This window comes from Streptomyces sp. NPDC023723, assembly GCF_040639815.1.
Taxonomy (GTDB): Bacteria; Actinomycetota; Actinomycetes; order Streptomycetales; family Streptomycetaceae; genus Streptomyces.
Window position 1 is genome coordinate 167,213 of record NZ_JBFAAP010000005.1, and the last position, 24,778, is coordinate 191,990.

25 protein-coding genes are annotated in these 24,778 nt (G+C 73.2%); 12 read left to right on the forward strand and 13 right to left on the reverse strand.

The window, feature by feature from the left end; genetic code table 11:
• The 4 genes from AB0G32_RS08930 to AB0G32_RS08945 form a co-directional block, all read right to left on the reverse strand.
• A complete protein-coding gene (locus AB0G32_RS08930) occupies positions 1 to 1,206 on the reverse strand; it encodes a CaiB/BaiF CoA-transferase family protein (protein WP_361160273.1) in 1,206 nt (401 codons plus the stop codon).
• Positions 1,203 to 1,973, reverse strand: coding sequence for an enoyl-CoA hydratase/isomerase family protein (locus tag AB0G32_RS08935; RefSeq protein ID WP_361160276.1), 771 nt, complete (start codon positions 1,971 to 1,973; stop codon positions 1,203 to 1,205). Before AB0G32_RS08935 ends, AB0G32_RS08930 begins: the two co-directional genes overlap by 4 nt.
• Positions 1,974 to 2,027: 54 nt before the next feature.
• Positions 2,028 to 2,957 (reverse strand): hydroxymethylglutaryl-CoA lyase, encoded by a 930-nt coding sequence (locus AB0G32_RS08940; protein ID WP_361160278.1) that lies wholly within the window; start codon positions 2,955 to 2,957, stop codon positions 2,028 to 2,030.
• Between the two features lie 73 nt (positions 2,958 to 3,030).
• Entirely contained in the window at positions 3,031 to 3,516 is a 486-nt protein-coding gene (locus AB0G32_RS08945; protein ID WP_361160281.1) for a MarR family transcriptional regulator, read from the reverse strand.
• A 118-nt stretch (positions 3,517 to 3,634) separates the two neighbouring features.
• On the opposite strand from AB0G32_RS08945, the gene AB0G32_RS08950 reads away from it, so the two are divergent.
• Positions 3,635 to 4,996 carry an MFS transporter gene (locus tag AB0G32_RS08950; RefSeq protein WP_361160284.1) on the forward strand — a complete coding sequence of 454 codons (1,362 nt, stop codon included), beginning with the start codon at positions 3,635 to 3,637 and terminating at the stop codon, positions 4,994 to 4,996.
• Positions 4,997 to 5,183: 187 nt separating this feature from the next.
• Here the strand turns inward: AB0G32_RS08950 and AB0G32_RS08955 are convergent, their stop codons facing one another.
• The 4 genes from AB0G32_RS08955 to AB0G32_RS08970 form a co-directional block, all read right to left on the reverse strand.
• Entirely contained in the window at positions 5,184 to 5,882 is a 699-nt protein-coding gene (locus tag AB0G32_RS08955) for a hypothetical protein (RefSeq protein ID WP_361160286.1), read from the reverse strand.
• 211 nt (positions 5,883 to 6,093) lie between these two features.
• Positions 6,094 to 7,416: a sulfite oxidase gene (locus tag AB0G32_RS08960; protein WP_361160289.1), complete on the reverse strand. Its 1,323-nt coding sequence runs from the start codon at positions 7,414 to 7,416 to the stop codon at positions 6,094 to 6,096.
• Complete coding sequence (locus AB0G32_RS08965; RefSeq protein WP_361160292.1) at positions 7,403 to 9,382, reverse strand: FAD/NAD(P)-binding protein; 1,980 nt, start codon at positions 9,380 to 9,382, stop codon at positions 7,403 to 7,405. The genes AB0G32_RS08960 and AB0G32_RS08965 overlap by 14 nt, the downstream gene beginning before the upstream one ends.
• Positions 9,379 to 10,410, reverse strand: coding sequence for an amino acid ABC transporter permease (locus AB0G32_RS08970; protein ID WP_361160295.1), 1,032 nt, complete (start codon positions 10,408 to 10,410; stop codon positions 9,379 to 9,381). Before AB0G32_RS08970 ends, AB0G32_RS08965 begins: the two co-directional genes overlap by 4 nt.
• Positions 10,411 to 11,443: 1,033 nt before the next feature.
• Here AB0G32_RS08970 and AB0G32_RS08975 point away from each other — a divergent pair.
• From AB0G32_RS08975 to AB0G32_RS09025, 11 genes are all read left to right on the forward strand, one after another.
• Complete coding sequence (locus AB0G32_RS08975) at positions 11,444 to 12,592, forward strand: LLM class flavin-dependent oxidoreductase (RefSeq protein WP_361160298.1); 1,149 nt, start codon at positions 11,444 to 11,446, stop codon at positions 12,590 to 12,592.
• Complete coding sequence (locus tag AB0G32_RS08980) at positions 12,589 to 13,101, forward strand: GNAT family N-acetyltransferase (RefSeq protein WP_361160301.1); 513 nt, start codon at positions 12,589 to 12,591, stop codon at positions 13,099 to 13,101. Before AB0G32_RS08975 ends, AB0G32_RS08980 begins: the two co-directional genes overlap by 4 nt.
• The gene (locus AB0G32_RS08985; RefSeq protein ID WP_361160304.1) at positions 13,101 to 14,051 is read left to right on the forward strand and encodes an ABC transporter substrate-binding protein; all 951 of its coding nucleotides are present in this window, start codon (positions 13,101 to 13,103) and stop codon (positions 14,049 to 14,051) included. Before AB0G32_RS08980 ends, AB0G32_RS08985 begins: the two co-directional genes overlap by 1 nt.
• Positions 14,052 to 14,070: 19 nt before the next feature.
• Positions 14,071 to 15,078 carry an amino acid ABC transporter permease gene (locus tag AB0G32_RS08990; RefSeq protein WP_361160307.1) on the forward strand — a complete coding sequence of 336 codons (1,008 nt, stop codon included), beginning with the start codon at positions 14,071 to 14,073 and terminating at the stop codon, positions 15,076 to 15,078.
• Positions 15,075 to 15,839, forward strand: coding sequence for an amino acid ABC transporter ATP-binding protein (locus AB0G32_RS08995; RefSeq protein ID WP_361160310.1), 765 nt, complete (start codon positions 15,075 to 15,077; stop codon positions 15,837 to 15,839). The genes AB0G32_RS08990 and AB0G32_RS08995 overlap by 4 nt, the downstream gene beginning before the upstream one ends.
• A 29-nt stretch (positions 15,840 to 15,868) precedes the next feature.
• Positions 15,869 to 16,849: an ABC transporter substrate-binding protein gene (locus tag AB0G32_RS09000; protein WP_361160312.1), complete on the forward strand. Its 981-nt coding sequence runs from the start codon at positions 15,869 to 15,871 to the stop codon at positions 16,847 to 16,849.
• A 12-nt stretch (positions 16,850 to 16,861) separates the two neighbouring features.
• A complete protein-coding gene (locus AB0G32_RS09005; RefSeq protein ID WP_361160314.1) occupies positions 16,862 to 17,761 on the forward strand; it encodes an LLM class flavin-dependent oxidoreductase in 900 nt (299 codons plus the stop codon).
• Positions 17,762 to 17,851: 90 nt separating this feature from the next.
• Positions 17,852 to 17,935: a putative leader peptide gene (locus AB0G32_RS09010; protein ID WP_361160545.1), complete on the forward strand. Its 84-nt coding sequence runs from the start codon at positions 17,852 to 17,854 to the stop codon at positions 17,933 to 17,935.
• A gap of 94 nt (positions 17,936 to 18,029) precedes the next feature.
• A complete protein-coding gene (locus AB0G32_RS09015; RefSeq protein ID WP_361160316.1) occupies positions 18,030 to 18,596 on the forward strand; it encodes a winged helix-turn-helix domain-containing protein in 567 nt (188 codons plus the stop codon).
• Positions 18,597 to 18,664: 68 nt separating this feature from the next.
• Positions 18,665 to 19,945 carry an acyl-CoA dehydrogenase family protein gene (locus AB0G32_RS09020; protein WP_361160318.1) on the forward strand — a complete coding sequence of 427 codons (1,281 nt, stop codon included), beginning with the start codon at positions 18,665 to 18,667 and terminating at the stop codon, positions 19,943 to 19,945.
• 51 nt (positions 19,946 to 19,996) lie between these two features.
• Entirely contained in the window at positions 19,997 to 20,881 is an 885-nt protein-coding gene (locus tag AB0G32_RS09025) for a glutathione S-transferase C-terminal domain-containing protein (RefSeq protein WP_361160320.1), read from the forward strand.
• A gap of 131 nt (positions 20,882 to 21,012) precedes the next feature.
• On the opposite strand, the gene AB0G32_RS09030 is transcribed toward AB0G32_RS09025, so the two are convergent.
• From AB0G32_RS09030 to AB0G32_RS09050, 5 genes are all read right to left on the reverse strand, one after another.
• On the reverse strand, positions 21,013 to 21,915 hold the full coding sequence (locus AB0G32_RS09030) for an ABC transporter permease (RefSeq protein ID WP_361160323.1): 903 nt from the start codon (positions 21,913 to 21,915) through the stop codon (positions 21,013 to 21,015).
• Positions 21,902 to 22,699, reverse strand: a complete 798-nt coding sequence (locus AB0G32_RS09035) for an ABC transporter ATP-binding protein (protein WP_361160326.1) — start codon at positions 22,697 to 22,699, stop codon at positions 21,902 to 21,904. The genes AB0G32_RS09030 and AB0G32_RS09035 overlap by 14 nt, the downstream gene beginning before the upstream one ends.
• A 56-nt stretch (positions 22,700 to 22,755) precedes the next feature.
• The gene (locus AB0G32_RS09040) at positions 22,756 to 23,862 is read right to left on the reverse strand and encodes an aliphatic sulfonate ABC transporter substrate-binding protein (RefSeq protein ID WP_361160329.1); all 1,107 of its coding nucleotides are present in this window, start codon (positions 23,860 to 23,862) and stop codon (positions 22,756 to 22,758) included.
• 118 nt (positions 23,863 to 23,980) lie between these two features.
• Positions 23,981 to 24,082 (reverse strand): putative leader peptide, encoded by a 102-nt coding sequence (locus AB0G32_RS09045; RefSeq protein ID WP_361160332.1) that lies wholly within the window; start codon positions 24,080 to 24,082, stop codon positions 23,981 to 23,983.
• A 135-nt stretch (positions 24,083 to 24,217) separates the two neighbouring features.
• Complete coding sequence (locus AB0G32_RS09050) at positions 24,218 to 24,676, reverse strand: Rrf2 family transcriptional regulator (protein ID WP_361160335.1); 459 nt, start codon at positions 24,674 to 24,676, stop codon at positions 24,218 to 24,220.
• Positions 24,677 to 24,778 lie beyond the last annotated feature (102 nt).

Genomic DNA, 24,778 nt, shown 5'->3' on the forward strand with positions numbered 1-24,778 from the left:
TCAGATCACCCCCGCGGCCCGCAGGCCGGCTATCTCGTCGTCGTCGAACCCGGCGACCTCGGCGAGCACCGCCTCGGTGTCGGCGCCCAGCAGCGGCGGGGTACCGGCCGGGGCCGGCGCGCCGCCGGTCTCTCTGAGCGGTGTCCGCAGCGCCTGGAAGGCGCCCTCGGTGGGGTGCTCGAAGCCGGTCACCACACCCCGGGCCCGTACGTGCGGGTCGGCCAGCGCCTCGCGCACCCCGCGCACCTCACCGGCCGGCACGTCGGCGGCGCGCAGCTCCTTGAGCAGCGGCTCGCGCTCCCGCCCGGCGATCGCGGCGCGCAGGGCGCCCATCACCTCGTCGCGCCGGGCGACGCGTCCGGCGTTGCGCCGCAGTCCGGCATCGGCGCCGAGCGCTTCGAGGCCGAGGACGGAGCACAGGGCGGACCAGTGCTGGTCGCCGCCGCTGATGTGCAGCCAGCCGCCGTCGGCGGTCCGGAACGCGGCGGACGGCACCCGGCCGGGGTGCTCGGTGCCGGTGCGCACCGGGTCCTCGTCCAGCGCGAACAGCCGGGCCGCGTTGAGCGCCTGGAGGCTGAGCTGGACATCCATCATGGAGACGTCGAAGTGCCGGCCGCGGCCGGTGCCGGCCCGTCCGGCCAGCCCGGTCAGCGCGGCGATGGCGACCCACAGCCCGGAGGTCAGGTCCGCCACCGGGACCCCGGCCTTGCTGGGCGGGCCGTCGGGCTCGCCGGTCATCGCCATGACCCCGGACAGGGCCTGGAAGACGGTGTCGTAGCCCTTGCGCATCCGGTCGGGGCCGCTCTGCCCGAAGCCGGTGGCCGAGACGTACACCAGACCCGGGTGGTCCGCGGAGAGGTCCGGGTAGCCGAGGCCCAGCCGGTCCATGGCGCCCGGCAGGAAGTTCTCGACGACCACGTCGGCGCGGGCGGCGAGGCGCCGGGCGGCGTCCCGGCCGCGGGGGTCCTTGAGGTCCAGAGTGACCGAGCGCTTGCCGCGGTTGAACGCGAAGAAGTAGGCGCTCTCGCCGTGCGGCAGCCGGGGTTCGAAGCCGCGGGTCTCGTCGCCGCCGCCCGGCCGCTCGACCTTGATGACGGCGGCGCCCAGCTCGGCCAGGATCTGGGTGGCCAGCGGGGCGGCCAGCACCCGGGAGAAGTCCAGGACGGTGATGCCGGCCAGCGGGCCCGGCGCGGTGGGTGACGTCACTTGCCGAACCCCCGCATCAGGGCGTTCACGTCCTGGCCGGCCCGCATCGCGGCCTCGGTGGGCAGGTCCGCGACCCGGTAGAAGAGGTCCTTCGCGGCGCGGATCGCGCGCGGCTCGACGGCCGCCCACCGCTCGGCGATGCCGAGGGCGGTGTCCACCACCTCCGGCGGTGCCACCACCCGGTTGGCCAGGCCGTGCGCCGCGGCCTCGTCGGCACTCAGCAGCCGTCCCGTGCTGACCAGTTCGAAGGCGAGCTTGCGGCCCAGATGGCGCTGGAGCCCGGTCATGACCAGGGCCGGGACGATCGAGTGCCGCAGCTCGGGGTAGCCGAACTTCAGGTCCGTCCCGACGACCGTCATGTCGGTGCCGATGGCGAGCCCGGCACCGCCTCCCACGGCGGCCCCGCGCACGGCGGAGACGACCGGCGTCCCCATCCGCTGCATCTGGGTCTGGAGCCGCGCGGTCAGCGCCGCCCGCTCCAGGACGGCGTCCGGCTCGTCGGGGGTGAGTGACGAGAACTCCGACAGGTCGGCGCCCGCGCAGAAGGCGCGGCCCGCGCCGGTGAGGACGACGGCCCGGATCCGGTCCGCGGCCTCCGCCGCGGTGAGCGCGGTGCTCAGCGCCCGGGTCAGCGCGGTGTCGAGGGCGTTGAGCTTGGCGGGACGGTTCAGGGTCAGCACCCGGACGGGGCCGCGGTCCTCGACGAGCAGTACGTCGGTACCCGCGGCGCCCGCCTCGGCCGGCTGCCCGCTGGTCGTGACGGTCACGGAGGTTCTCCTCGGTCAGGGGGGGAGTCGGTTCAGGCGGCAGGGAGCGCCGGTTCAGGCGGCGGCCGAACGCCGGAAACCGGCGCGGGCCACCATGCTGTGCAGGGGGCGGCCCAGCGCCTGTTCGCAGGCCCGGGACGCGGCGGCGAGCGCGTCGAGGTCCAGGCCGGTGTCGACGCCCATCGCGTCGAGCAGGCTCACCAGGTCCTCGGTGCACACATTGCCGGTCAGTCCGGCGCCGTAGCCGATCTTCGACGGATGGCCGCCCACCCCGCCCAGCGCGCTGTCGAAGTGCCGGCAGCCGGCCTCCAGCGCGGCGACCGCGTTGGCGACGGCACTGCCCCGGGTGTTGTGGAAGTGGGCCACGACCGGCAGCCCCGGATGGGCCCGCGCCAGCCGCCGGAAGAGCGCGGTGACGGTCGCCGGGGTGGCGACGCCCGTGGTGTCGCCCAGGGTGACGGCGTCCGCGCCGAGGCCGACGAAGCGGGCCACGTCCTCGGCGACCCGGCCCGGGTCGACCGCTCCCTCGAAGGGACAGCCGAAGGCCACCGAGACCACTCCGACCAGCCGGAACCGTCCCCGGGCCAGCCGGGCCATCTCCTCCACCCGCTGCCACTGCCCGGCACGTGTGGTGCGCAGATTCCGCTCGGTGTGACTCTCGCTGGCCGAGACCAGCAGACTCAGCTCCTCGGCGCCCGCGCCGCGCTCCAGGTCGGCCAGGGCCCGTTCGACGGCCCGCGGGTTGGGGCACGTCGCCTTGAACGCCACCCCGGGGCGGTGGGTGACACCCGCCAGCACCTCACTGGCGTCCGCGAAGGCGGGGACCCACCGCGGATGGCTGTAGCCGGTCGCCTCGATGCGGCGGAACCCCGCGGCGGCGAACGCCTCCAGCAGGGAGATCTTGGTCTCGGTCGGTACGAACGCGGGTTCGTGCTGAAGCCCGTCGCGGGCGAAGCACTCACAGATGGTGACCGGGTCGGTCATCGAGCCACCTCCTTGGAACGACCCGACCAGAACTATCCCCCCGCTGTTGATAATGTCAACACCCGATGCTGATCTAGGCGCCGTCCAGGCGCTCCCGCTCCTGCCGCTCCAGGGACAGGGCGAGGTCGGCCAGCTTGTCCAGCGCGCGGCCCAGGGCGCGCGCCTCCTCGTCGGTGAGGGCCGCGGCGAAGGCGGCGTCCCGCTCGTTGGCGGCGCCGATCAGGCCGCGGTACACCTCCACCCCGGCCTCGGTGAGCGCCAGTTGACGGCTGCGGCCGGTGCCCTCCGTGCGGTTCACCAGGCCGCGTTCCACCAGGCCGCGCACGACCCGGCTCATCTGCGCCTTGTCCAGACCGGCCCGGCGCGCCAACCGGTTCAGGGTCAGCGTCGGGTCGGCCGCTATCAGCGCGATCGTGCGCCACTCGCCGAGACTCACGTCGAACTCCCGGCGGTACCGCAGGGCCGCGCTGCGCGACAGGGCCGACGACGTACGCGAGAGCCGGTAGGACAGCAGCTCGGAGATCGGTACCAGGTCTCGGCCGTCCGTACGTTTCACCATGGCCCGCATGGTATCCCGTTCAAGGTGTTGACTTTATCAACTCGCGCGACGGAAACTCGCACCGCCCGATCCCTGTCGCGGCACCCCCCGGCACATTCCGACAAAGGAGTCGTACGTCGTGGCCGACCCTTCGACCTCCACCGCATCCCAGGACGCCGCCGACACCTCCCGGGTCGACCGCGCCGCGACCTACCGCACCATCGCCTGGCGGGTGATGCCGCTCCTGGTCATCTGCTATGTCGTCAGCTTCATCGACCGCACCAACATCGGCATCGCCCAGCAGGGCCTGGAACGCGACCTCGGGTTCGGCTCCGCCGTCTACGGCCTGGGCGTCACGCTCTTCTTCGTGGGCTTCATCCTCTTCGAGGTGCCCAGCAGCGCGCTGCTGGCCCGGCTCGGTGCCCGCAAGACGCTGATCCGCATCATGGCGTCCTGGGGCGTGGTCACCATAGCCACCTCACTCGTGCACAACGAGATCACCTTCTACGTCGCCCGGTTCCTGCTCGGCGCCGCGGAGGCCGGGTTCTTCCCGGGGGCGCTCTACTTCCTGTCCCGCTGGTTCCCCTCGGCCCGGCGCACCCGGATGACCGCGGTGTTCTTCGCCGGCGTACCCGTCTCCGGCGTCCTCGGCTCGCTGATGTCCGGCGCCATCATGAAGGCGTTCGACGGCAGCGCCGGACTCGCCGACTGGCAGTGGCTGTTCATCGTCGAGGGCGTCCCGCCGCTGCTGCTGGCGGGCGCGGTCCTGCTGTGGCTCGTCGACGAACCCGAGCAGGCGCGCTGGCTGACCCCGGCCCAGCGGGCGGCGGTCCGCGCCGACCTCGACGCCGACCAGCGCCGCAAGGAGGCGGCCGGTGACCCGGCCGGCCCCGGGCACGGCGGACTGTTCCTCGCGCTCCGCGACCCCAAGGTGTGGATCATCGGCCTGTGTGCCTGCGGCGCCTACACCCTCGCCAACGCCGTCTCCTTCTGGACACCGCGGATCATCGCCGAGGCGGGCGTCGGTGACGTCCTCGACCTGGGCTTCTTCTCGGCGCTGCCGCCGCTGCTCGGCATCGTGGTCATGATGATCGTGGGACGGCACTCCGACCGCACCCTGGAACGCCGCTGGCACGCGGCGCTGAGCTGGACCGTCGCCGCCCTGGCCATGGTGGCGCTCTCCGTCGCCGGACACGACGTGGCCCTGGTCGTGGTGCTGCTCGCGGTGATGGCCGCCGCCCACTACTCCGGCCTCACCGTCTTCTACTCCATCCCCTCGATCTACCTCGGCGAACGCGCCGCCGCCACCGGCATCGCCCTGGTCACCTCGATGGGTTCGTTCGCGGCGGCCGCCTCCCCGTCGCTGCTCGGCTTCATCCAGGACCGCACCGGCAGCCTCTCCCTGGGCCTCCGGATCAGCGCCGGCATCGTGCTGCTCGCCGTCGTCCTGCTGCTGGCCGGCGTCAAGGCGAGCGACCTGCGCGAACAGCGGCCCTCCTGAACGGTCACCCGCGAACCCCGCGCCCGCGATCGCGTCGACCTGCCCCTTGCTGAGGGCGGCGACGGTGACCCGTTCCCGGCCGGAGCCGGAGGAACCGGAGTCGCCATCGCCGCCGGACGGCCGGTCAGCGCCCGTTTCCGGGTCGCTCTACGCAATTGACGTAACGCCATGCGCGCAGCGGTGACCGCTACTCGGCCTTCTCGGCGGGCGCCTCGTCCGCCGACGCCGCGGCCCGCGGTGCCTCGGAGACCGTGTAGAAGACCGAGGAGCCCTGCTTGGTGCGCTGCACCTGGTTCTTGGCCACCAGGTTCTCCAGGGTGTTGCGCACGACCGTGGTCTTGGCCGGCCGGTCGGCGTGGGCCTCGCTCAGCGCGGTGGCCACCTCGGCGGCGGACCGCGGCTCCTTCTGCGCGGCCAGCACCCCGAGGATCAGCTCACCCAGCGTCGGTGCGGCCGGCTTCTTCGCCGCGGCCTTGGGCGCGTCCTTGGCCGTGGACTTTGCGGTGGACCTGGCGGCCGGCTTGGCCGCGGCCTTGCCCGCCGCCGGGGCCTTCTTCTCCGCCTTGCCCTGCTGCGGGGCGGACTTCTTCGCCCGGGTCCGCTTGCCCTCGGTGCCCGCGGCGGGCGCCGGCTTCTTGCGCGGCGCGGGCACCGCCGCGGTGTCGGGCGCGGCCGTCTCCTCGACCGGGGCCCGCGTCGAACCCAGTGCCTGCTGGATGTTGACCAGCACACTGTGGTCGCGCTGCAACCCCGCGAGCTGCTCCTGGAGCGCGGTGATCTCCCCGCTGAGGCGCTCCTGCTCCTTGGTGTTGCGCTCCAGGTCGCCGGTCACCTGCGCGGCGTACTGCGAGGCGAGTTCGGTGGCGGTGGACGCTGTCTCCGACATGGTCGGTCACTCTCCTTGGTGCTGACGGTCGTAGTTGTCGGCGGGCACCAGCCGGGTGCCGGCGGACGATGTGCCGCCCGGCCGACCGCGCTCGACGGCTGCGCGTGCCTTGGCTGCTGCGCATGCCCTGAAGTGGAGATACTACGTACAAGTGGTGCCACTTGTTCCTCTCGGGTCGTTTTCGGCTCGGACGAAGGTGACTGACACACCATCAGGCGACGGTCACGGGATGCCGTACGACCGCGTCGAACAGATAGCCCTGGGTGTTGTGGACGGTGCTGCCGGGCTGGGTGCGACCGGCGCGGTCGGTGGCCCTGGCCAGCAGCGTGTAGGCCCCCGGCGCCGGCGGTCGCCACCGCGCCGACCAGCGCGTCCAGTCGCCGCGCCGGGGTGTGTCGTGCAACTGGGCCGGACGCCAGTTCGTACCGCCGTCGGTACTGACGTCGACCCGGACGACACCGGCCGCCCCGGACCAGGACCGCCCGGTGAGCCGGTGTTCGGTTTCCGGCGTGAGCTGAGCGTTCCAGTCCAGTTCCCAGGCGCTTTTGATCGTCTGCCGGGTCAGTGGCGCGCTGCCGCCCTCGGGGTACGCGTCGCCGAACAGCCGGTAGAAGTCGGTGTTCCAGGGTGAGTACAACGGCTGGGCGGACACCTGGATGTCGCCCACCCACTTGACGGAGGCGATGCCGATCCACGAGGGCACCAGCACCCGCACCGGGTGTCCGTGGTCGGGCGGCAGCGGTTCGCCGTTCATCTCGTAGGCGAGCAGTACGTCGTCCAGTGCCTTGGCCAGCGGCAGCGGGCGCCGCACCCGGCCCAGGTCGGTGCCGTCGGCGGTGACGTAGTCGGCGTCCAGGCCCCGGGGCAGCACGTCGACGGCGGCCGGACCGAGGCCCGCCAGGCGCAGTACGTCGGCGAGCCGGGTGCCGCGCCAGCGGGCGGTGCCGATCGCGCCGAGGGTCCAGGCGGTACCGCTGACGGTCTGGCCCTGCTGGGTGGTGAAGAGGCTGCGGCCGTTGCCCGCGCACTCCACGAACGCGGTGCGGGTGACGGCCGGCAGCCGTTTGAGGTCGGGGAGGGTGAACTCGACGGAGCCGCCGTGGGTGAGTCCGTCACCCCACACGGTGAGCGTCCAGTCGGCGGCGTCCAGGACCGGTGTGGCGGTGTGGTTGCGGACGAAGAAACGCTCGTTCGGGGTGTGGTGCCCGGTCTCGGCGAGGGCGGCGAACCGGGTCTCGGCGTTGGTGCCGCGGACGGTGAACCACGCCTCGGGCAAGGGCTTGACGATGCCGGTGCCGGTGCCGGTGCCGGTGCCGGTGGCGGTGGCGGTGGCGGTGGCGGTGGTGGCCGCGGCGGCGGCCGGGGCGAGGGTTGTCGGGACGGTCCCCGCGGCGCCGGCCGCCGCGAGCAGTCGGAGCATGGTGCGCCGGGAGACCCCCTCGGCGCGGGCCTGCCCGGCCAGCCACTGGCGCAGTCTGCGGCGGTCGTAGGCGGCCTCGGCGATGTGCGCGGGACTCGCTTCAGGAGTGTGCATGGGGCTGCCTTTCCTGGTGGTCGTGGGCTTCGGCGGGCGCCGGACGCCACGTCCGCAGCAGGGCCCGGGCCACGGCGTCGTTCTGCCGGAACGCCGGGGCGTCGGTGCGGGGCCGGGCGAAGGCGGCGACGGCGCGGCTGTTGGTGGGTGCGCCGAGCGCGATCCGGCGCGGGTGGGGGCCGCCGAGCAGCGGGTCGACGAGGTGGGCGTCGGCGGGGGAGACGGTGAGCAGCCCGGAGCGATGGGTGTCGGTGGCGTCGGTGACCACCTCCTCGGCGAGCTCACCGGCCCGGTACAGGCGCCGCAGCAGGGGGTCCTCGGTGCGGTCGAGCGCGTGCCGGGGCAGATACGCCTCGATCAGGGCGGTGGCGCGCACGGTGTGCCCGGGCACCGTGGGGCTGGTGGCGGTGAAGGTGCCGGTGGCCTCGTCCGTGCCGATCCTGAGGTCGGCGCCGGTGAACCGGACGATCCCGGCCCGGGACAGGGCGTGCAGCTGGCGCAGCCGGAACCCGGGCGGTCCGGAGGCCAGGAAGCTGAAGAAGCCCTGCCACCAGCCGTCCACCCCCTCGGCCACCGAGCGGGCCGTCAGCCGTCCCGCGGCGACCAGCCGGGGCAGTTGCCCGTAGACGGAAAGCAGGGCGAGGAACGCGCCCAGGTCGGCGCTGTGCGCCGGGTCCGCGCGGCGGGCCACGTCCCGGGCGAGGTAATCGCGCAGGTGTTCCTGGAAGGCGTCCGGGGTGGTGAAGCTGACGCCGGTCAGTGGCCGGTCCAGGGCCTCGAAGTCGAGCCGGTCGGCCGGGTCGGGGACCGACGAGGCGACCAGCGCGGCCAGGTCACCGGAGTACCAGTCGAGCCGGTCGTAGCCGGCGCAGAACTCGGACCAGGGGCGGCCGGTGCGCTCCGGATGGGCGTGGAACAGCTCGTGGTAGTGGCCGAACCCGATCTCCTTGGCCATCAGCGGCCACACGTCGCGCCGCAGGTCCAGCGGGCGGTCCGCCGCGAGCAGCGCGTCGACCGCCGCCGGGCCGAAGTGGCGGGGCAGCGGCGGGCGGGGGCCCTGGAGCCGGTAGCCGGTCTTGGAGTGGTAGGGCACCCCGCGCCGCGACCCGACGTGCAGCACCGGCTCACGACCGGACGGCAGATAGGTGAGGGTGCCGTCCGGCTCGGTGCGGTAGGTGCCGCCGCGGCCCTCGGTGAGCAGGACCGCCAGGTCCACGAAGGCCAGCCCGAAGCCGCGCAGGACGACATGTTCACCTGCGCGCAGCCCGGCCAGGTCGGCGTCGGCCGAGAAGGCGGGCGGCAGGTGGAAGCGGCCGTGGCGGCGGGCGAAGGCGGCCGGCGCGCGGTGTTCGGCGGCCGGCGCCGCGGTGCCCAGGTGGCCCTGGGCGAGAACCACCAGATCGGCGGTGAGCGGGGTGTCGCGGTCGGCCAGGAACACCCGCTGCGGGCCGTCCGGGGGGCCGAAGACGCCGGTGGCGGTGGTGCGGTGCCAGGTGACGGTCACGGACGGCGGGAGCGCGGCCAGCGCCGCGCGGAACACCCAGTCCAGATAGGCGCTCTGGGCGCGCCGGGTGGGGAAGTCGGTGGGCGCGAGCGCGCGGAGTTCGGCGAGCACCTCCGGGTCGGCGGGTTCGGCGTGGGGCGCGTACCAGGGGCCCTGCCCGGAGAACTGGGCGGCCCACTGGGCCAACGACGGCCCCGGCCGCACCGGGCCGTCGATGACGGAGGACTCGTCGGTGAACATGGTGACGTCCTCGGCCATGGAGTTCATCCGCAGCAGTGGTGACTGCTCGTGCCGCCAGACCCGGCCCGGACCGGGCGGATGCGGATCGATGAGGTGGATGTGCAACTCCGCGGAGCGCGGCCAGAGTTCGTCCGTGTTGGCGGCCAGCCGCTCCAGCAGTCCGGTGGCCCGCGGACCGGCGCCGACGACGGCGAGTACGGCCGGGCCGGCGCTCTCGCTCACTGGTCACCGCCGGTCGCCGGGCGGGCGTCGGCGGCCGTCGCGGCGGTCAGCCGGGCCCGGACGGCCGCCGTCCGCAGCCGCAGGCGCCGCAGCGGGGTGGGCGGCAGGGCACGGGAGCTGCCGCGCGCGTAGTGCCGTTCCACGTAGAACTGGCCGACGCTGAGCACGGTGGTGACCGCGATGTACCACAGGGTGGCCACCATCAGCAGCGGGATCACCTGGTAGGTCTGGTTGTAGACCAGCTGTACCGAGTACAGCAGGTCGTGCACGGCCAGCACACTGACGATGCTGGTGCCCTTCAGGGTGCCGATCAGCATGTTGCCGGCGGTCGGCACGATCGACCGCATCGCCTGCGGGATCACGATCCGGCGCAGCGTGCGGCGCCTGCTCAGCCCGAGCGCCTGGGCGGCCTCGGTCTGTCCGGCGTCCACCGACAGGATGCCGCCGCGCACCACCTCGGCGGCGTACGCGGACTCGTGCAGGGTCAGGCCGACGACCGCGGTGAGGGTGGGGCCGAACAGGTTGACCGTCTTGACGGTGACGAACTCCGGCCCGAACGGGATGCCGAGCCCGAGGGCCGGGTACAGGGCGCCGATGTTGAACCAGAACAGCAGCTGCACCAGCAGCGGTGTGGACCGGAAGATCCATACGAAACCCCAGCTGAGCGTCCGCAGCACCGGGTTGGCCGACAGTCGCAGCACGGCCAGCAGGGTGCCCAGCAGGAAGCCGAGCACCATCACCGCGGCCGTCAGCCACAGGGTGAGCAGCAGGCCGTCCAGGACGGCGCCGGTGGTGAAGTACTCGCCGACCACGGCCCATTGGAAGGCGTCGTTGCGCACGATCGAGTTGAGGACCATCGCGAGGACGAGCAGCGCGGCGGCCGCGGCCACCCAGCGGCCGGGGTGCCGGCGCGGCACGACACGGGGCAGTTCGGCGTCGGTCGGCTCCGGTGTGCCCGGGGGAGCGGTGGTGACGGCGGAGGGGGTGGCGGGGGTGGCGGGGGTGGTGACTTCGGAAGGTGTGGCCATCGGGGGCTCTCCGGGGGAGGGATGCGCAGGCATGGGCGACCACCCGGCCGGGGTGCGGCCGGGAGGCCGGCGTCATCACGCGTGCCGCGTCCCTCAACGCGGCCGGAGGGCACCGCACGGGGCGGAGCCGATCCGCTTCGATCGTATGTGCCCCTGGCACGGGCGTGTCAACAGGGCACCCGCGACCGCCGATCGGTGCCCGGCCGCCGGACCCTCGGGGAGCGGCGCGGCCGATACCTGCCTCCGGGGCGCGGAGGCAGGGTAACCGCGCGGCTGACACCGGCGCCCCGACCGCCGGACCATCGGCGCGGTGCTCGCGCCGGAGCGGGCCGTCGGCCATGAGGCGGCACGGAGGCCACCTGGTCACCGGGTAGTCGCGCGGCCGGTACGGGCCTTCGGCCCCCGAAGCCTCGGTGAGTCGCGCGGCCGGTACCGGCCTTGGCCTTCGGCCCCGAAGCATCGGGGAGCCGCGCAGCCGATCCCGGCTTCCGGCCACCGGGTCACCGGGGAGCCGCGCAGCCGATCCCGGCTTCCGGCCACCGGGTCACCGGGGAGTCACGCAGCCGATCCCGGCCTCCGGCCACCGGGTCACCGGGAAGCCGCGCAGCCGATCCCGGCTCCCGCCCCCGCAGCGCCGGGGAGCCGCGCGGCCGGTACCGGTATCCGGTCCTCGCTTGACGAGCCGAGTGATGTCCTGCTCAATTAGTCGCATGACTGCCCAGCAGCGCTTGGTCTCGCGTGGCCACATCGACTTCGGTCGGGTGTGGTCCGCGGCGTGTTGCGCCTGACTCGGCAGCGGGCTGTCTGACCGGCCCTTCCCTCCCTCGGTGAACCCGTCGCGGGCCGAGCTCCCTCTTCGCGTGGACGCGCGCTGCCGCTCCTTCGTCCTTCCTCGCCCCTCGGCGTCATCACGACTCTGACGTGCCGTCACGGTTCCTCAGGTCGCCTCGCGTCTCAGCACGTTCCTCATCCACCGGCGGCTGCCGGGCCCCCGTACGCGCGCGGCCGGCAGCCCCTGCGAAAGGCCCTTGCCATGCCCGTGGAGTTTCTCGGCATCGCCGCCACCAACGACGGTTCGGAGACCACACCCCGCTCCGGTGCCGCCTTCGACAAGGAGTACACGCTCCGGCTCGCCCGGGCGCACGAGGACCACGGCTGGGACCGGGTGCTGTTCGCCTACGGCTCCGGAGCACCCGACCCGGCACCGGCCGCCGCCTACATCGCGAGCAGGCTGGACCGCCTTCAGATCCTGCTCGCCCACCGGCCCAACGTCTCCTACCCCACCTTCGTCGCGAAGACCTTCGCCACCCTCGACCGGATCAGCGAGGGACGGCTGACCGTCCACTTCATCACCGGCGGCAACGACCACGAGCAGGCCCGCGAGGGCGACACCCTCACCAAGGACGAGCGCTACGCCCGCACCCGGGAGTACATCGGCATCGTCAAGAAGATCTGGACCACCCACGAGCCCTTCGACCACGAGGGCGAGCACTACCGCTTCCACGACTTCGTCAGCGACGTCTTCCCGGTCCAACAGCCCCGCCCCGGCGTCTCGTTCGGCGGCTCGTCACCCGCCGCCCACGCGGCCGGCGGCGCCGAGGCCGACATCTACTGCCTGTGGGGTGAGCCGCTGGCGCAGACCGCCGAGCAGATCGAACAGGTCAAGGCCGCCGCGCGGGCCGCCGGCCGCACCGACGCGCCCCGCATCCAGGTCGCCTTCCGCCCGATCATCGCGCCGACCGAGGAACTGGCCTGGGAGAAGGCGCACCGCACGGTGGGCGCCATCCGGCAGCGCCGCGAGGCCGGCCTGGTACGCCACCACCGCGGCCCGCGGGCCGGGGCGCCGCAGAACACCGGCTCGCAGAGGCTGATCGCCATCGCCGAGGCGGGGGAGCGCTACGACCGCGCCCTGTGGACCCCGACCGCCGCCGCCACCGGCGGCGCGGGCAACTCCAACGCCCTGGTCGGCACCCCGGAAACGGTCGCCCAGGCCCTCCTGGACTACTACGACCTGGGCGTGGACATCCTCTCCGCCCGCAGCTACGACCTGCTCGGCGACGCCATCGACTTCGGCCGGTACGTCATCCCGATCGTCCGCGAGGAGGTCGCCAAGCGCGACGCCAGGCGCGACGCCGAGCGGGCGGCCCGCGCACCCCAGTCCCTCGCGGCGGTGCGCGGATGACGTCCGCCCCGGAACTGACGGTAATTCAGGTACCGGTGTCCGACCCGAGGGTGCGGCCCCTGCTGCGCGAACTCGGCGACGAGTACTCCCGCCGCTACGGCAAGGACGCCCACGCCGAACTGGCCCGCTACCCGGACGAGGAGTTCACCGCGCCGCACGGCGGTGTGCTGCTGCTCCTCCTGGACCGCGCCGAGCCGGTGGCGGGCGGCGCCTTCCGCCGCTACGACGCCGACACCGCCGAGCTGAAACGCATCTGGACGCACTCCGCGCACCGCCGCCGCGGCCTGGCCCGCCGGGTCGTCACCGAACTCGAACACGAGGCACGGGCACGCGGCTACCGGCGGATCTACCTGACCACCGGACCCCGCCAGCCCGAGGCCCGCGGTCTGGACCTGGCCACCGGCTACACACCGCTGTTCGACACCACCGCCGACCCGGAGACCATCGGGCCGCTGCCGTTCGAGAAACACCTGAACCACCTCGAGCACGTGAAGGAGCACACCTCGTGATGCCCACCGCGGCCCGGTTCCGCCCGCGCCTCGCCGCCGCCCTCGCCCTGCTGCCACTGCTGGCGCTGACCGCCTGCGACTCCGGCAGCACCGACGGCACGGCACCGGCGGGCGCCCAGTCACCGGCCCCCACCGACGACCCGGTCGCCGCCGTGCGGAAGGTGGCGTCGGCCGCCGCCCTGCTGCCCGCCGCCGTGCGCGAGGCGGGCACCCTGCGGGTGGGCAGCTCGGCCGGGGCGCCGCCGTCGGCCTACTTCCCGAACGGGTCGGACCAGGAACCCGAGGGCCAGGACATCGACCTCACCGACGCCGTCGCCAAGGTCCTCGGCATCACGGTGCAACGCCAGGACGCCTCCTTCGAGACGATCCTGCCCGCCCTCGAAAGCGGCAAGTACGACGTCGGCACCGGCAACTTCGGCGTCACCACCGAACGCCTGAAGACCATCGACTTCGTCACCTACATCGACGACGGCCAGGGCTTCGCGGTGAAGAAGGGCAGCAGCACGCTGAAGAAGAAGGTCACCGACCTCACCCAGCTGTGCGGCCTGACCATCGGCACCAACGCCGGCACCACCTTCGAAGCCACCCTGAACGCGCGGAAGAGCGTGTGCGCGGACGCCGGGAAGAAGCCCTACGACGTCAAGGTCTACTCGGAGAACGGCGCCACCCTCACCGCGCTCCAGCAGGGCCGCATCGACGTGATCATGTCGACCATCAACGGCCTGCGCTACCAGGCCGCGCAGCCCGCCTCGGGCACCGCCTTCCTCGGCGAGTACCACCGCCTCGACGTCGGCTTCGCCTTCAAGAAGGGCTCCCCGCTCACCAAGGCGTTCCAGGCCGCCGTCGACGAACTGATCGAGGACGGCACGTACGCCCGGATCCTGAAGAAGTGGGGCACCTCCGCCTCCGCGATCGACGCGTCGCGGATCAACCCGCCCGAACACACCTGAGCCGACCGGGAACCCCGCCATGCGACTCACCACCGAACCCGCCGCCCCGCCGGGCACCGCCGTGCTCCCGCCGCCGCCCGACGACCCGGCCGCCCTCAAGGTCGTCCCCGCCCGCCACCACGCCCGCTGGGCGGCGGCCGTCGTCGTGGCCGTGCTGGCCGCCCAGTTCGGGCACGGCCTGGCCACCAACCCGGTCTGGGAATGGGACGTCTTCGGCGACTACGTGCTGTCCGAGACCATCGTCGAAGCGGTCTGGGTCACCCTCCAGCTGACCGCCTACGCCACCGTGCTCGGCTTCCTGCTCGGCACCGTCCTGGCGTTCATGCGGCTGTCCCGCAGCCCGCTGCTCCAGACCGCCGCCTGGAGCTACATCTGGATCTTCCGCTCCATCCCGATGATCGTCCAGCTGGTGTTCTGGTTCAACCTCAGCGCCCTGTACGAACGGCTGGGCGTCGGCATCCCCTTCGGACCGGTGTTCTGGTCGGTGGACAGCGACAGCCTCATCGGCACCATCGGCGCCGCCGTCATCGGCCTCTCCCTGCACCAGGCCGCCTACGCCGCCGAGATCGTCCGCGGCGGCGTCGTCTCGGTCGACCCGGGCCAGCTGGAGGCGGCCGCCGCCCTGGGCATCCCCCGGCTGCGGCAGATCCGCCGGATCGTGCTGCCGCAGGCCATGCGCGCCATCCTGCCCACCGCCGGCAACGAGATCATCGGCCTGCTCAAAGGCACCTCGGTGGTCTACGTGATGGCCATCGGTGAACTCTTCTACCAGGTCCAGGTCGTCTACGGCCGCAACGGCCGGGTGATCCCGCTGCTGCTGGTGGCCACCGCCTGGTACGTGCTGCTGACCTCCGTGCTGTCGGTCGCGCAGTACTACGTCGAGCGCCGCTTCGCCCGCGGCGCCGACCGCACCCCGCCGCCCACGCCGCTCCAGCGCGTCCGGTACTCCGTGCGCTCCCTGCGCGCGGCGGCCGCCCGGCGGGACCAGCCCGTCGTACCACTGAAGGAACTGGGAGAGAGCCGATGAGCGAGGTCATGGTGGACGTCCGCGGCGTCCACAAGAGTTTCGGCCCCCTCCAGGTGCTGCGCGGCGTCGACCTGAGGGTGGACGCCGGACAGGTCACCGTGATCCTCGGGCCCTCCGGCTCCGGCAAGTCCACGCTGTTGCGCACCATCAACCACCTGGAGAAGGTCGACCGCGGCTGGATCAGCATCGACGGCGAACTCATCGGCTACCGCCGCTCCGGCGACACCCTGCACGAACTGAAGGAGAGGGACGTCCTCAAGCAGCGCACCCACATCGGGTTCGTCTTCCAGGACTTCAATCTCTTCCCGCACCTCACCGTCCTGGAGAACCTCGTCGAGGCGCCGGTCTCCGCGCTCGGCCGCCCGCGCGCCGAGGCCGCTCGGACGGCACACCGGCTGCTGGACCGGGTCGGACTCGCCGACAAGGCCGCCGCCTATCCGCGCCAGCTCTCCGGCGGCCAGCAGCAGCGGGTCGCCATCGCCCGCGCGCTCGCCCTCGAACCGAAGGTGCTGCTCTTCGACGAACCCACCTCGGCGCTCGACCCCGAACTGGTCGGCGAGGTCCTCGACGTCATCAAGGACCTGGCCGGCACCGGCACCACCATGATCGTCGTCACCCATGAGATCGGCTTCGCCCGCGAGGTCGCCGACACCGTCGTCTTCATGGACGGCGGAGTCGTCGTCGAACAGGGCCCGCCCGCCGCCGTCCTGGACACCCCGCGCCACGAACGCACCCGCGCCTTCCTCGCCAAAGTCCTGTGACCGTCCCCCTCCACCCCGGGAGAACCACCGTGCCCGCCCTCGCCCGCACCGCCACCGCCACCGCGATCGGACTCGCCGCCGCCCTCCTCCTCGCCGGCTGCGCGGACCCCTCCGACGGCTCCACCACCGAGGTCGCGGACACCTCGGGCACCAAGACGAAGATCAACCTGAGCGCCGACCAGAAACGTGTCAGCACGGCGAAGGTCGGCTCCATCGCCGCCCAGGTGCCGGCGAAGATCCGCGAAAGAGGCACGCTGGAGGTCGTCGCCTCGTCCTCCTCCGCGGCGCCGCTGAACTTCTACGCCACCGACAACAAGACCGTCATCGGCGTCGAGACCGACATCGCCCACCTGGTCGGCGACGTCCTCGGCCTGCGGATCGACACCACCCCGGTCTCCTGGGAGAACATCTTCGTGGGCCTCGACAGCGCCAAGTACGACGTGGGATTCAGCAACATCACCGTCACCGAGGAGCGCAAGGAGAAGTACGACTTCGCCACCTACCGCGAGGACAACCTCGGTTTCGAGGCGAAGAAGGGCAGCGGCCTGAAGGTCGACGGGCCCGCGGACGTGGCCGGGCTGACGGTCGCCGTGAGCAGCGGCACCAACCAGGAGAAGCTGCTCGTCGAGTGGTCGAAGGAGAACGAGCGGGCCGGCCGGAAACCGGTCGACATCAAGTACTACCAGAGCGACAGCGACACCTATCTCGCCCTCCAGTCCGGCCGCATCGACCTCTACCTCGGGCCCAACCCGACCGCCGCCTACCACGTGGCCGCCGCCGGGAAGACCGAGATCGCCGGTACCTATTCCGGGGCCGGCGAAACCTTGCAGGGCCTGATCGCGGCCACCACCAAGAAGGACAGCGGACTGGTCGGGCCGCTCGCCGACGCGCTGAACGAGGTCATCGGCAACGGGACGTACGCCAAGGTGCTCGCCCGCTGGGGGCTGTCCGACGAGGCCGTGACCAAGTCGGAGATCAACCCGCCCGGCCTGCCCGAGACCGGACAGTGAGGGACTGAGACCATGCCCCGCCGACTTCACCTCTCCGTGGCCCTGGACGTGGCGCCGGACGACGACAGCGCCTCCCGCTGGGCCGCCCTGACCCGCCTCGCGGAACAGGGCACCCTGGACTTCGTCACCGCCGCCGACGCCACCGCGCTGACCGGTGTCGCACCGGTGACTAGCCGCGTCGGCCTGGTGCCGGCCGTGCCGGCCGACCGGGCCGATCCGCCGCGCGCGGCCGCCGTGCTGGCCGGCCTCGACTCCGCCAGCGGCGGCCGGGCAGGCTGGCTCGTCGACGTCCCCGCCGGCGGGACCGACTCCGGCCGCCGCGACCCGACTTCGGGGCCCGACCGGTGGGCCGGGGCCGCCGACACCGTGGCGGCGGCGGTGCGGCTGTGGGACGGCCGGGACACCGCGGCCACCGCGCCCCGCCCGCCGCAGGGCCGGCCGCCCGTCGCCGTCGCCCTCGACGTGCACGACACGGACGGGCAGTGGGAACTGGCCGCGCTGCACGCCGAACTCGTACTGCTCGACGCCGACGGCCCGGCCACCGCCCGGCTGGCCCGCGCGGCCCTGCGCCGCCGGGTGACCGAGGCCGGGCGGGACCCGGACGGGCTCCGGGTGCTGCTGCGGCTCGCCGTCGGCCTCGGCGGGACGGGGGACCGGCTGCCGCCCGCCGAAGCCCGGTTCACCGGCACCGCCGCCGACCTCGCCGGCCTGCTCGCCGACTGGCGGGCGGCCGGCGGTGTCGACGGCTTCCACCTGCTGCCGGCCTCGGCCCCCGCCGACCTCGCCGCCGTGGTGCACGACGCGGTACCGGTACTGCGCGAACGCGGCCTGCTGCGCACCGCCTACACCGGCGGCACCCTGCGCGAGCACCTCGGCCTGCGCACGCCGCGGCCGGCCCGGACCGGCCACTGAACGGCCCCGGAACGCCATTTCTCTATTATCCCTACCGGATTTATAGGAAACTGTTGACCGGGGGTGGTCCGGGTGCGCAGGATGGAACACATGTCCAGTACGCAGCAGCCGCTCGTTCGCCGTCGGCATGTCGACTTCTGTCGCGTCGCCAGCGCGGTCTGCCGTCTTCCGTAGGACGACCCCCACCCTCTTCTGTTCGCTCGCCGCTCGCCTCCTCCCGGCCGCCTCCGTTGCCCGGCCGCCCGGCGCCCCTGTCAAGGAGCCCGTCATGACCACCCCCCTGCCGTCCGAGAACCCGGCCCCCGACCCCGGCTCCCGTCACCTGCGGCTGGTGCCCGAGCACCCGCCCGGCGACCCGGCCGCCGGGGCCGCCGGGCCACTGGTCGGCTACGTCGTCTTCGTCCCGGAAGGCACCGACCCCGCCCGGCTGTTCGTCCCGGACGGACCGCGCCCGGTCATCCACCCCCTCACCCCCGTGCCGGCCGCCGCCGACCCGGACCCGGCCGAGCCGGACGGCGAGATCCGGGTCGACGCCGTACGCCGGGTCGCCCGGATCGACGGACGCGTACTGGACCTGACCTACCTGGAGTTCGAGCTGCTCGCCCACCTGGTCGCCCACCCCGACCAGGTGCTCTCCCGCGAGTCACTGATCGGCAGCGTCTGGGGGTACGGCCACATCGGCGACGGCCGCACCGTCGACGTGCACATCGCCCGGGTCCGGGCCAAGCTCGGCCGCGCCCACCGGCACCGGATCGTCACCGTCCGGCGCGTGGGCTACAAGTACACCCCCGGCCGGCCGGGGTGTTCCGGCCCCGCGTCCCGGGGCCAGTCCTGAGGAGGAACGACAGTGGCACTGCCGCAGCCCGGCCCGGTGTCCGTCCGCCGGTCACCGAGGGGCCGGGCATGGATGTGACGACCGCCCCCGACCCGGCCACCACCGCCCCCGCCCCGGCAGGCGCGCGGTGCGGCCGTGCGCACTGGCTGCGCGTCGCCCGTGAGGTGGCCGACGACCTGGCCACCGACGCGATCACCCGCGACCAGGCCGGCAAACCCCCGTTCGACGAGGTGGACCGGCTCCGCGAGGCCGGACTGCTGACCCTGCTGACCGCCGCCGAACACGGCGGGGGAGGGGCGGACTGGGGCACGGCGCACGCCGTCGTGCGGGACATCGCCGCGGCCGACGGCGCCATCGGCCAACTCCTCGGCGGTCACTACGTCCTGTCCTGGACGGCCCGCTTCTTCGCCGGCCCCGAGACGGCCGCACGCATCGCCAGGGACTCCGCCGCCGGCCAGTGGTGCTGGGGCGGCGGCTTCGCCGCCCACGAACCGCCCCTGCGGCTCACCCCGGAGGCCGGCGGCGGCTATCTGCTGAACGGGCGGCAGGGCACCGTCGGCGGGGCCCGGGTCGCCGACCGGCTGGCCGTCCGCGCCGCCCGCTCCGACAGCGGCGAGCCGCTGGCCGTCCTCGTCGACCCCGCTCATCCCGGCGTGACCAGCGGCGACGACGGGGACGCGTTCGGACAGCGACTGTCGGGCGGCGGCAGCGTGGAGTTCGACGGCGTACCGGTCGCGGCCGACGCGGTGCTGGGCTCGCTCTCCTCCGACGAGGGCGCGCTGCCGCCGTTCGCGGGCCTCGCGGCCGCCACCGCCCGGCTGGTCTCCGCCCAGCTCTGTCTGGGCATCGCCGAAGGAGTGCTCGCCGAGGCCCGCGAGTACACCAGGACCCGGGAGTACACCCGGGCCGGCGATGGCACCCCGCTCGGCGACTACCCCGTGGTCGGCCTCCCGGCCTGGCAGGACGGCCTCGCCCAGGACCCGCACGTACTGGTCACCTACGGCGAACTCACCGTCGACGCGCGGGCCGCGGCCGCCCTCGCCGACCAGGCCGTGGCCGCCCTCGACGAGGGACTGGCCCGCGGCGAGGACCTCACCGACGACGAGTGCGCCGAGATCTCCGTACTGGCCACCGCCGCCGAAGCCGCCGCCGCGCGCGCCGTCCACGACATCACCACCCGCACCCTGGACGTCATCGGCCCCGGCGCCGCCTCCTCGCGCCACGGATTCGACCGCTTCTGGCGCAACGCCCGCACCCACACCCTCTACCACCCCGTCGCCCACGGACTGCGGCAGGTCGGGGACTACTTCCTCAGCGGAGCACACCCTCCGTTCGCCCTCCCCGCCTGACGGCACCGCACGCCGCGACCGCACCCACCGGAACCGTCCCCAGGGAGAAACATGCCCGCCACGCCCTCGCCAGCCGTGCCGTCCCTGCCGTCGTTCCGGGGCCGGATCGGCCGTGACCCCCGCAGCGGTCACTACGCCGCGCCCCGCCGCTACCGCCTCCACCTCTCGCTGTCCTGCCCGCACTGTCTCGGCATCGCCATCACACACAGCCTGCTCGGCCTCGACGACGTCCTCCCGGTGACCCTGCTGCCCGCCGTGCCCGACGAACCCGGCGGCGGCCACACGGCCCTGCGCCCCCTGTACGAGGCCAGCTCGCACCGCCACCCGGGACCGGCCACCGCACCCGTGCTCAGCGACGACTGGACCGGCCGGATCGTCAGCACCCACACCCCCGACATCCTGCGCGACCTGGCCCGGCGCTTCGGCCCCGCGGACCGCTGCCGCCCGGTGCTGTACCCCTGCGGCCAGGACGAGGAGATCGACGCCGTGCGACGCCTGTGCGAGCACGGCATCAACGACGCGGCCCAGACGGCCGGACAGGCCGACGCCGCCCCCGAGGCGCGCACCGCCGCCCTCGGCTCGCTGCTGCGGGCCCTCGGCTCCCTGGAGTGGCGGCTGGCCACCGGCCCGTACCTGCTCGGCGACGCGATCACCGCCGCCGACGTCGAGTTGTGGGTGGCCCTGGTGCAACTCGACACCGTGCACCGCAGGCATCTGGACGCCTCCGCCGTACAGCGGATCGCGGCCCATCCCCGGCTGTGGGCCCATGCCCGGCGGCTGGCCGCCCACCCCGCCTTCGGCCCGCACCTGGACCTGGACGGCATCGCCCGCCGGCACGACGCGCACTGCCGCGGACCGGAGGCGGCCGGCGCGGCGCTGTGCGTCCTGGACTGGTCCGCGCCCGCCCGCGACGGCGTCACGGCCGAGGCGGTCTGAACCGGCGGGCACCCGCGCCGCACCGGCGGGCACCGCGAAGGCACCGGCCGTGTACGGCCGGTGCCTTCGTCGTCGTGCGGTCTTCTTCGTACGGGTGATGCTCGTACGGGTGGTTTTCGTACAGGTGGGTCTCAGCGGGTGACCAGCAGCCCCCGGCCGCGCAGCACCCGCCGCTCCAGCGGACTGAAGACCAGCAGGTCCACGGCGATGCCCACCACCAGGATCAGCAGGATGGCGAGGAACACCTGCGACATGCTGGAGTTGTTGCGGCCGTTCTCCAGCAACTGGCCCAGCCCCACGCCCAGATCGGGCGAGGACGCGATGATCTCGGCCGCCATCAGCGACCGCCACGAGAACGCCCAGCCCTGCTTGAGCCCCGCGAGATAGCCGGGCAGCGCGGCCGGCATCACGATGTGCCAGGCACCGCGCAGCCCCGTGGCGCCCAGCGTCCGGCCGGCCCGCAGGAACAGCGGCGGGATCTGGTCCACCCCGGCCACCAGGCCGTTGGCGATCGACGGCACGGCACCGAGCAGGATCACCGCGTACATCATCTTGTCGTCGAGCCCCAGCCAGATCACCGCGGGCGGCACCCAGGCGACGGACGGCAGCGACTGGAGCCCGGACAGGATCGGCCCGATCGCGGCCCGCACGAACTTCACCCGGGCGACCAGGAGTCCGAGCGGCGTGCCGATGACCAGCGCCAGCAGGAAGCCCAGCAGGCCCCGCGAGACGGAGGTCCAGATGTAGCCGAGCAGGGTGCCCTCGAGCCACGCGGTGGACACCTCGTCCCACACCGCGGACGGCGAGGGCAGCTTGTACGACGGCGCGACCTCCGCCCACACCAGGACCTGCCAGACGACCAGGACCAGGGCGACGGCGGTGACCGGCGGCAGCACCTTGCGCAGCAGCGTCTCGCGCAGCGGCGTACGGCCCACCTGCACCGTGTCCAGCGCGTCGAGGCCGGCCTCCAGCCCCGCCAGGTCCTGCGACGCCTTGTCGTGCCCCGGTGCCGGATCGATGTCAGTGCTGGCCATGGCGGCGGATCTCCCCCCGTAGTTCCTCGGTGATCTCGGCGGACAGCTCGGCGACCGCGCTGTCCTCCAGGCGGCGCGGCTGCGGAATGCCGACCGTCCAGGACCGGGCGATCCGCCCGGGCCGGGACGACAGCAGCACCACCCGCTGGGCCAGCCGCACCGCCTCGCGCACGTTGTGCGTGACGAACAGCACCGACAGGCCGGTCTCCCGCCAGATCCGGGTCAGTTCGTCGTGCAGCACGTCCCGGGTGATGGCGTCCAGCGCCGCGAACGGCTCGTCCATCAGCAGCAGCCTGCTGTCCTGGGCCAGCGCCCGGGCCAGCGCGACGCGCTGCCGCATCCCGCCGGACAGCTCGTGCACCCGCTTGCCGTACGCGCCGTGCAGCCGGACCAGTTCGAGCAGCCGCTCCGCCTCCGGCCGCCGCTCGGGTTTGGCCACCCCGCGCATCTTCAGCGCGAGTTCGATGTTCTTGCCCGCGGTCAGCCACGGGAACAGCGCGTGCTCCTGGAACATCAGGGCGGGCCTGCCGTCGGTGCTGATGGCGCCGGCGGACGGCGCGTCGAGGCCGGCCACCAGGTTCAGCAGCGTGGACTTGCCGCACCCGGAGGCCCCCAGGAGGGTGACGAACTCGCCCGGCGCGACATCGAGGGTGATGTCGTCCAGCACGAGCTGCTGTCCGCCGGGCGCCCCCGGTGCGGGGAAGGACTTCGAGACGTGCTCGACCCGGGCGGCGGGCGTCGCGGCCCCGGTGTCCTCAGCGGCCTTGGCGGTCGCGGTGGCCATGGTCGTCACCTCCTGGGAGCTTCTTGGATCTCACGAGTCGGATCGTTCGCGCCGGGTCACTCGGTGCCGAGGCCGGCGTCGTCGACCTCGGTTTCGCCCTCGGCCTTGAGGACCTTGTTCAGCGGCGCGAGGTCGTAGATGCCCTTGAGGTTCGGCTGCTCCAGCAGACCGGCCTTCACCGCGTGCTCCGCCTCGGTGTCCAGGGTGGAGGCCAGCGGGTCGTCCAGGAACGTGATGGACTTCCACGCCGGGTCGATGACCTCGGCCGGCAGCGCCTTGCCGGAGAGCTTCTCCAGCGCCTTGTTGGCGGACGCCTTCGCCGCGTCGGGGTTGGCGTTGATCCACTTGTTGGTCTTGACCGAGCCGCGCAGCACCGCCTCGACGACGTCGGGGTGCTCCTTGAGGAACGTCTGCGACACGATGATGTTGGTGATGACGAACTTCTTGTCCGGCCACAGGTCGGACTCGTCCAGCAGCACCTTGGCGCCGTCCGCGACCAGCTTGGAGGCGGTCGGCTCCGGCACCCACGCGCCGTCGATCGAGCCGGCCTTGTAGGCGTCCGGGGTCACCTTGTTGTCCGAGCGGACCACGGAGACGTCGCCCTTGCCGCTCTGCGCGTCGACCTTCCAGCCCTTCTCCGCGATCCAGTTGAGGAAGGCGACGTCCTGCGTGTTGCCGAGCTGCGGGGTGGCTATCTTCTTGCCCTTGAGGTCGTCCTCGGTCTTGATCTTGTCCGGGTTGACCACGAGCTTGACCCCGCCGGAGGCGGAACCGCCGATGATCCGCAGGTTCTTGCCGTCCGACTTGGTGTAGCCGTTGACGGCGGGGGAGGGGCCGATCCAGCCGATGTCGATGGACCCGGAGTTCAGCGCCTCGATCTCGGACGGGCCGGCGTTGAAGGTCGACGCCTTGATCGTGGTGCCGCCCAGCTCCTTCTGGAACAGGCCCTCCTGGACGCCGACCAGCGCGGTGGCGTGGGTGAGGTTCGGGAAGTAGCCGATCTTGACCTCGTCGGCGGAGAGCTTCTTCGCGTCCGCGGCGACACCGGTCTGGCTGTCGTCGTCGGTGGACTCGGAGCCGTAGCCGCAGGCCGTCAGCAGAAGGGGAAGCGCCGCCAGGGCGGCGAGGGTGCGCAGGGCGGTGAACGGTCTGGCGGCAGACACGGAGGTGTCCTTTCGGAAGGTGCGTGGGCACGGAGCTGCGGAGGCACGCGCGCACGGGCGGCGCGGGCCGGGGGGAACGTCCAGGGGCGGGCGGTACGGCGATGCGGGCGCCGGTCGCTCAGGAGCCGGGACAGACGGCGCTGGACGTGCGGAGGAGGTCGATGTGCCGACGGGAGGTGAGCAGGGGCAGGGACCGGCCTGCGCGGCTGAGCGTGCTCATGGTCACCCCTCGATTCCTAGTTTTCCCACCGGGTTGATAGGGATCGTGGCAGAAGGTGACGCCTACCCCAAGGGGTTGTTCATATGATGGTCAGCCGCGTCCCATTATGTGAGATGCGGGCGAGGGGCGGACGGATCAGGGGTTGGTCCAGGCCCCCGGGGTGTCGGTCAACGCGGCCACGTCGGCGGGCAGTTCGGCCGCCGCGACGTCCGCCAGCGTCACGCCGTCCAAAATCTCGCGCACATTGGAACGCAGCGCGATCCACAGCGGCAGCAGTGACTGGGCGGGGCCCCGGTAGGACAGCTCCGGCGGGCGCACTCCGCGTACCGAGACCAGGGGGCCGTCCACGACGCGGATCACGTCGGCGATGGAGATGGCGGCGGCCGGCTTGGCCAGCCGGTACCCGCCGTTGCCGCCGCGCTGGCTGACCACGAGCCCGCCGCGGCGCATGTCGCTGAGGATGCCCTCGAGGAACTTGTGCGGGATGTCCTGGGCGTCGGCGATGGCCTCCGCCTTCACCGGCCCGTCATCCCCCGACGCGACGAGTTGCAGCGCGGCACGTACCGCGTAGTCCGCCCTGGCTGAGATCCGCATACGGGCATTATTCCGCACGGCGGCCGGGCCCTCCGCCGGACGCCGCGACGGGACCGGCCCCCGCGCACGGGGCAGTCGGGGCCCGGCCCCTACGCCCTCACC

Bases quoted from the DNA above. Each gene is read 5' to 3' on its own strand.
- AB0G32_RS09045 (WP_361160332.1), bottom strand. From the start codon at position 24,082: ATGAGCACGCTCAGCCGCGCAGGCCGGTCCCTGCCCCTGCTCACCTCC.
- AB0G32_RS08945 (WP_361160281.1), bottom strand. From the start codon at position 3,516: ATGGTGAAACGTACGGACGGCCGAGACCTGGTACCGATCTCCGAGCTG.
- AB0G32_RS08975 (WP_361160298.1), top strand. From the start codon at position 11,444: ATGCCCGTGGAGTTTCTCGGCATCGCCGCCACCAACGACGGTTCGGAG.
- AB0G32_RS08970 (WP_361160295.1), bottom strand. From the start codon at position 10,410: ATGGCCACACCTTCCGAAGTCACCACCCCCGCCACCCCCGCCACCCCC.
- AB0G32_RS08990 (WP_361160307.1), top strand. From the start codon at position 14,071: ATGCGACTCACCACCGAACCCGCCGCCCCGCCGGGCACCGCCGTGCTC.
- AB0G32_RS08980 (WP_361160301.1), top strand. From the start codon at position 12,589: ATGACGTCCGCCCCGGAACTGACGGTAATTCAGGTACCGGTGTCCGAC.
- AB0G32_RS09025 (WP_361160320.1), top strand. From the start codon at position 19,997: ATGCCCGCCACGCCCTCGCCAGCCGTGCCGTCCCTGCCGTCGTTCCGG.
- AB0G32_RS09020 (WP_361160318.1), top strand. From the start codon at position 18,665: ATGGATGTGACGACCGCCCCCGACCCGGCCACCACCGCCCCCGCCCCG.
- AB0G32_RS09015 (WP_361160316.1), top strand. From the start codon at position 18,030: ATGACCACCCCCCTGCCGTCCGAGAACCCGGCCCCCGACCCCGGCTCC.
- AB0G32_RS08955 (WP_361160286.1), bottom strand. From the start codon at position 5,882: ATGTCGGAGACAGCGTCCACCGCCACCGAACTCGCCTCGCAGTACGCC.
- AB0G32_RS08995 (WP_361160310.1), top strand. From the start codon at position 15,075: ATGAGCGAGGTCATGGTGGACGTCCGCGGCGTCCACAAGAGTTTCGGC.
- AB0G32_RS08960 (WP_361160289.1), bottom strand. From the start codon at position 7,416: ATGCACACTCCTGAAGCGAGTCCCGCGCACATCGCCGAGGCCGCCTAC.
- AB0G32_RS09010 (WP_361160545.1), top strand. From the start codon at position 17,852: ATGTCCAGTACGCAGCAGCCGCTCGTTCGCCGTCGGCATGTCGACTTC.
- AB0G32_RS09050 (WP_361160335.1), bottom strand. From the start codon at position 24,676: ATGCGGATCTCAGCCAGGGCGGACTACGCGGTACGTGCCGCGCTGCAA.
- AB0G32_RS08940 (WP_361160278.1), bottom strand. From the start codon at position 2,957: ATGACCGACCCGGTCACCATCTGTGAGTGCTTCGCCCGCGACGGGCTT.
- AB0G32_RS09030 (WP_361160323.1), bottom strand. From the start codon at position 21,915: ATGGCCAGCACTGACATCGATCCGGCACCGGGGCACGACAAGGCGTCG.
- AB0G32_RS09035 (WP_361160326.1), bottom strand. From the start codon at position 22,699: ATGGCCACCGCGACCGCCAAGGCCGCTGAGGACACCGGGGCCGCGACG.
- AB0G32_RS08985 (WP_361160304.1), top strand. From the start codon at position 13,101: ATGCCCACCGCGGCCCGGTTCCGCCCGCGCCTCGCCGCCGCCCTCGCC.
- AB0G32_RS09005 (WP_361160314.1), top strand. From the start codon at position 16,862: ATGCCCCGCCGACTTCACCTCTCCGTGGCCCTGGACGTGGCGCCGGAC.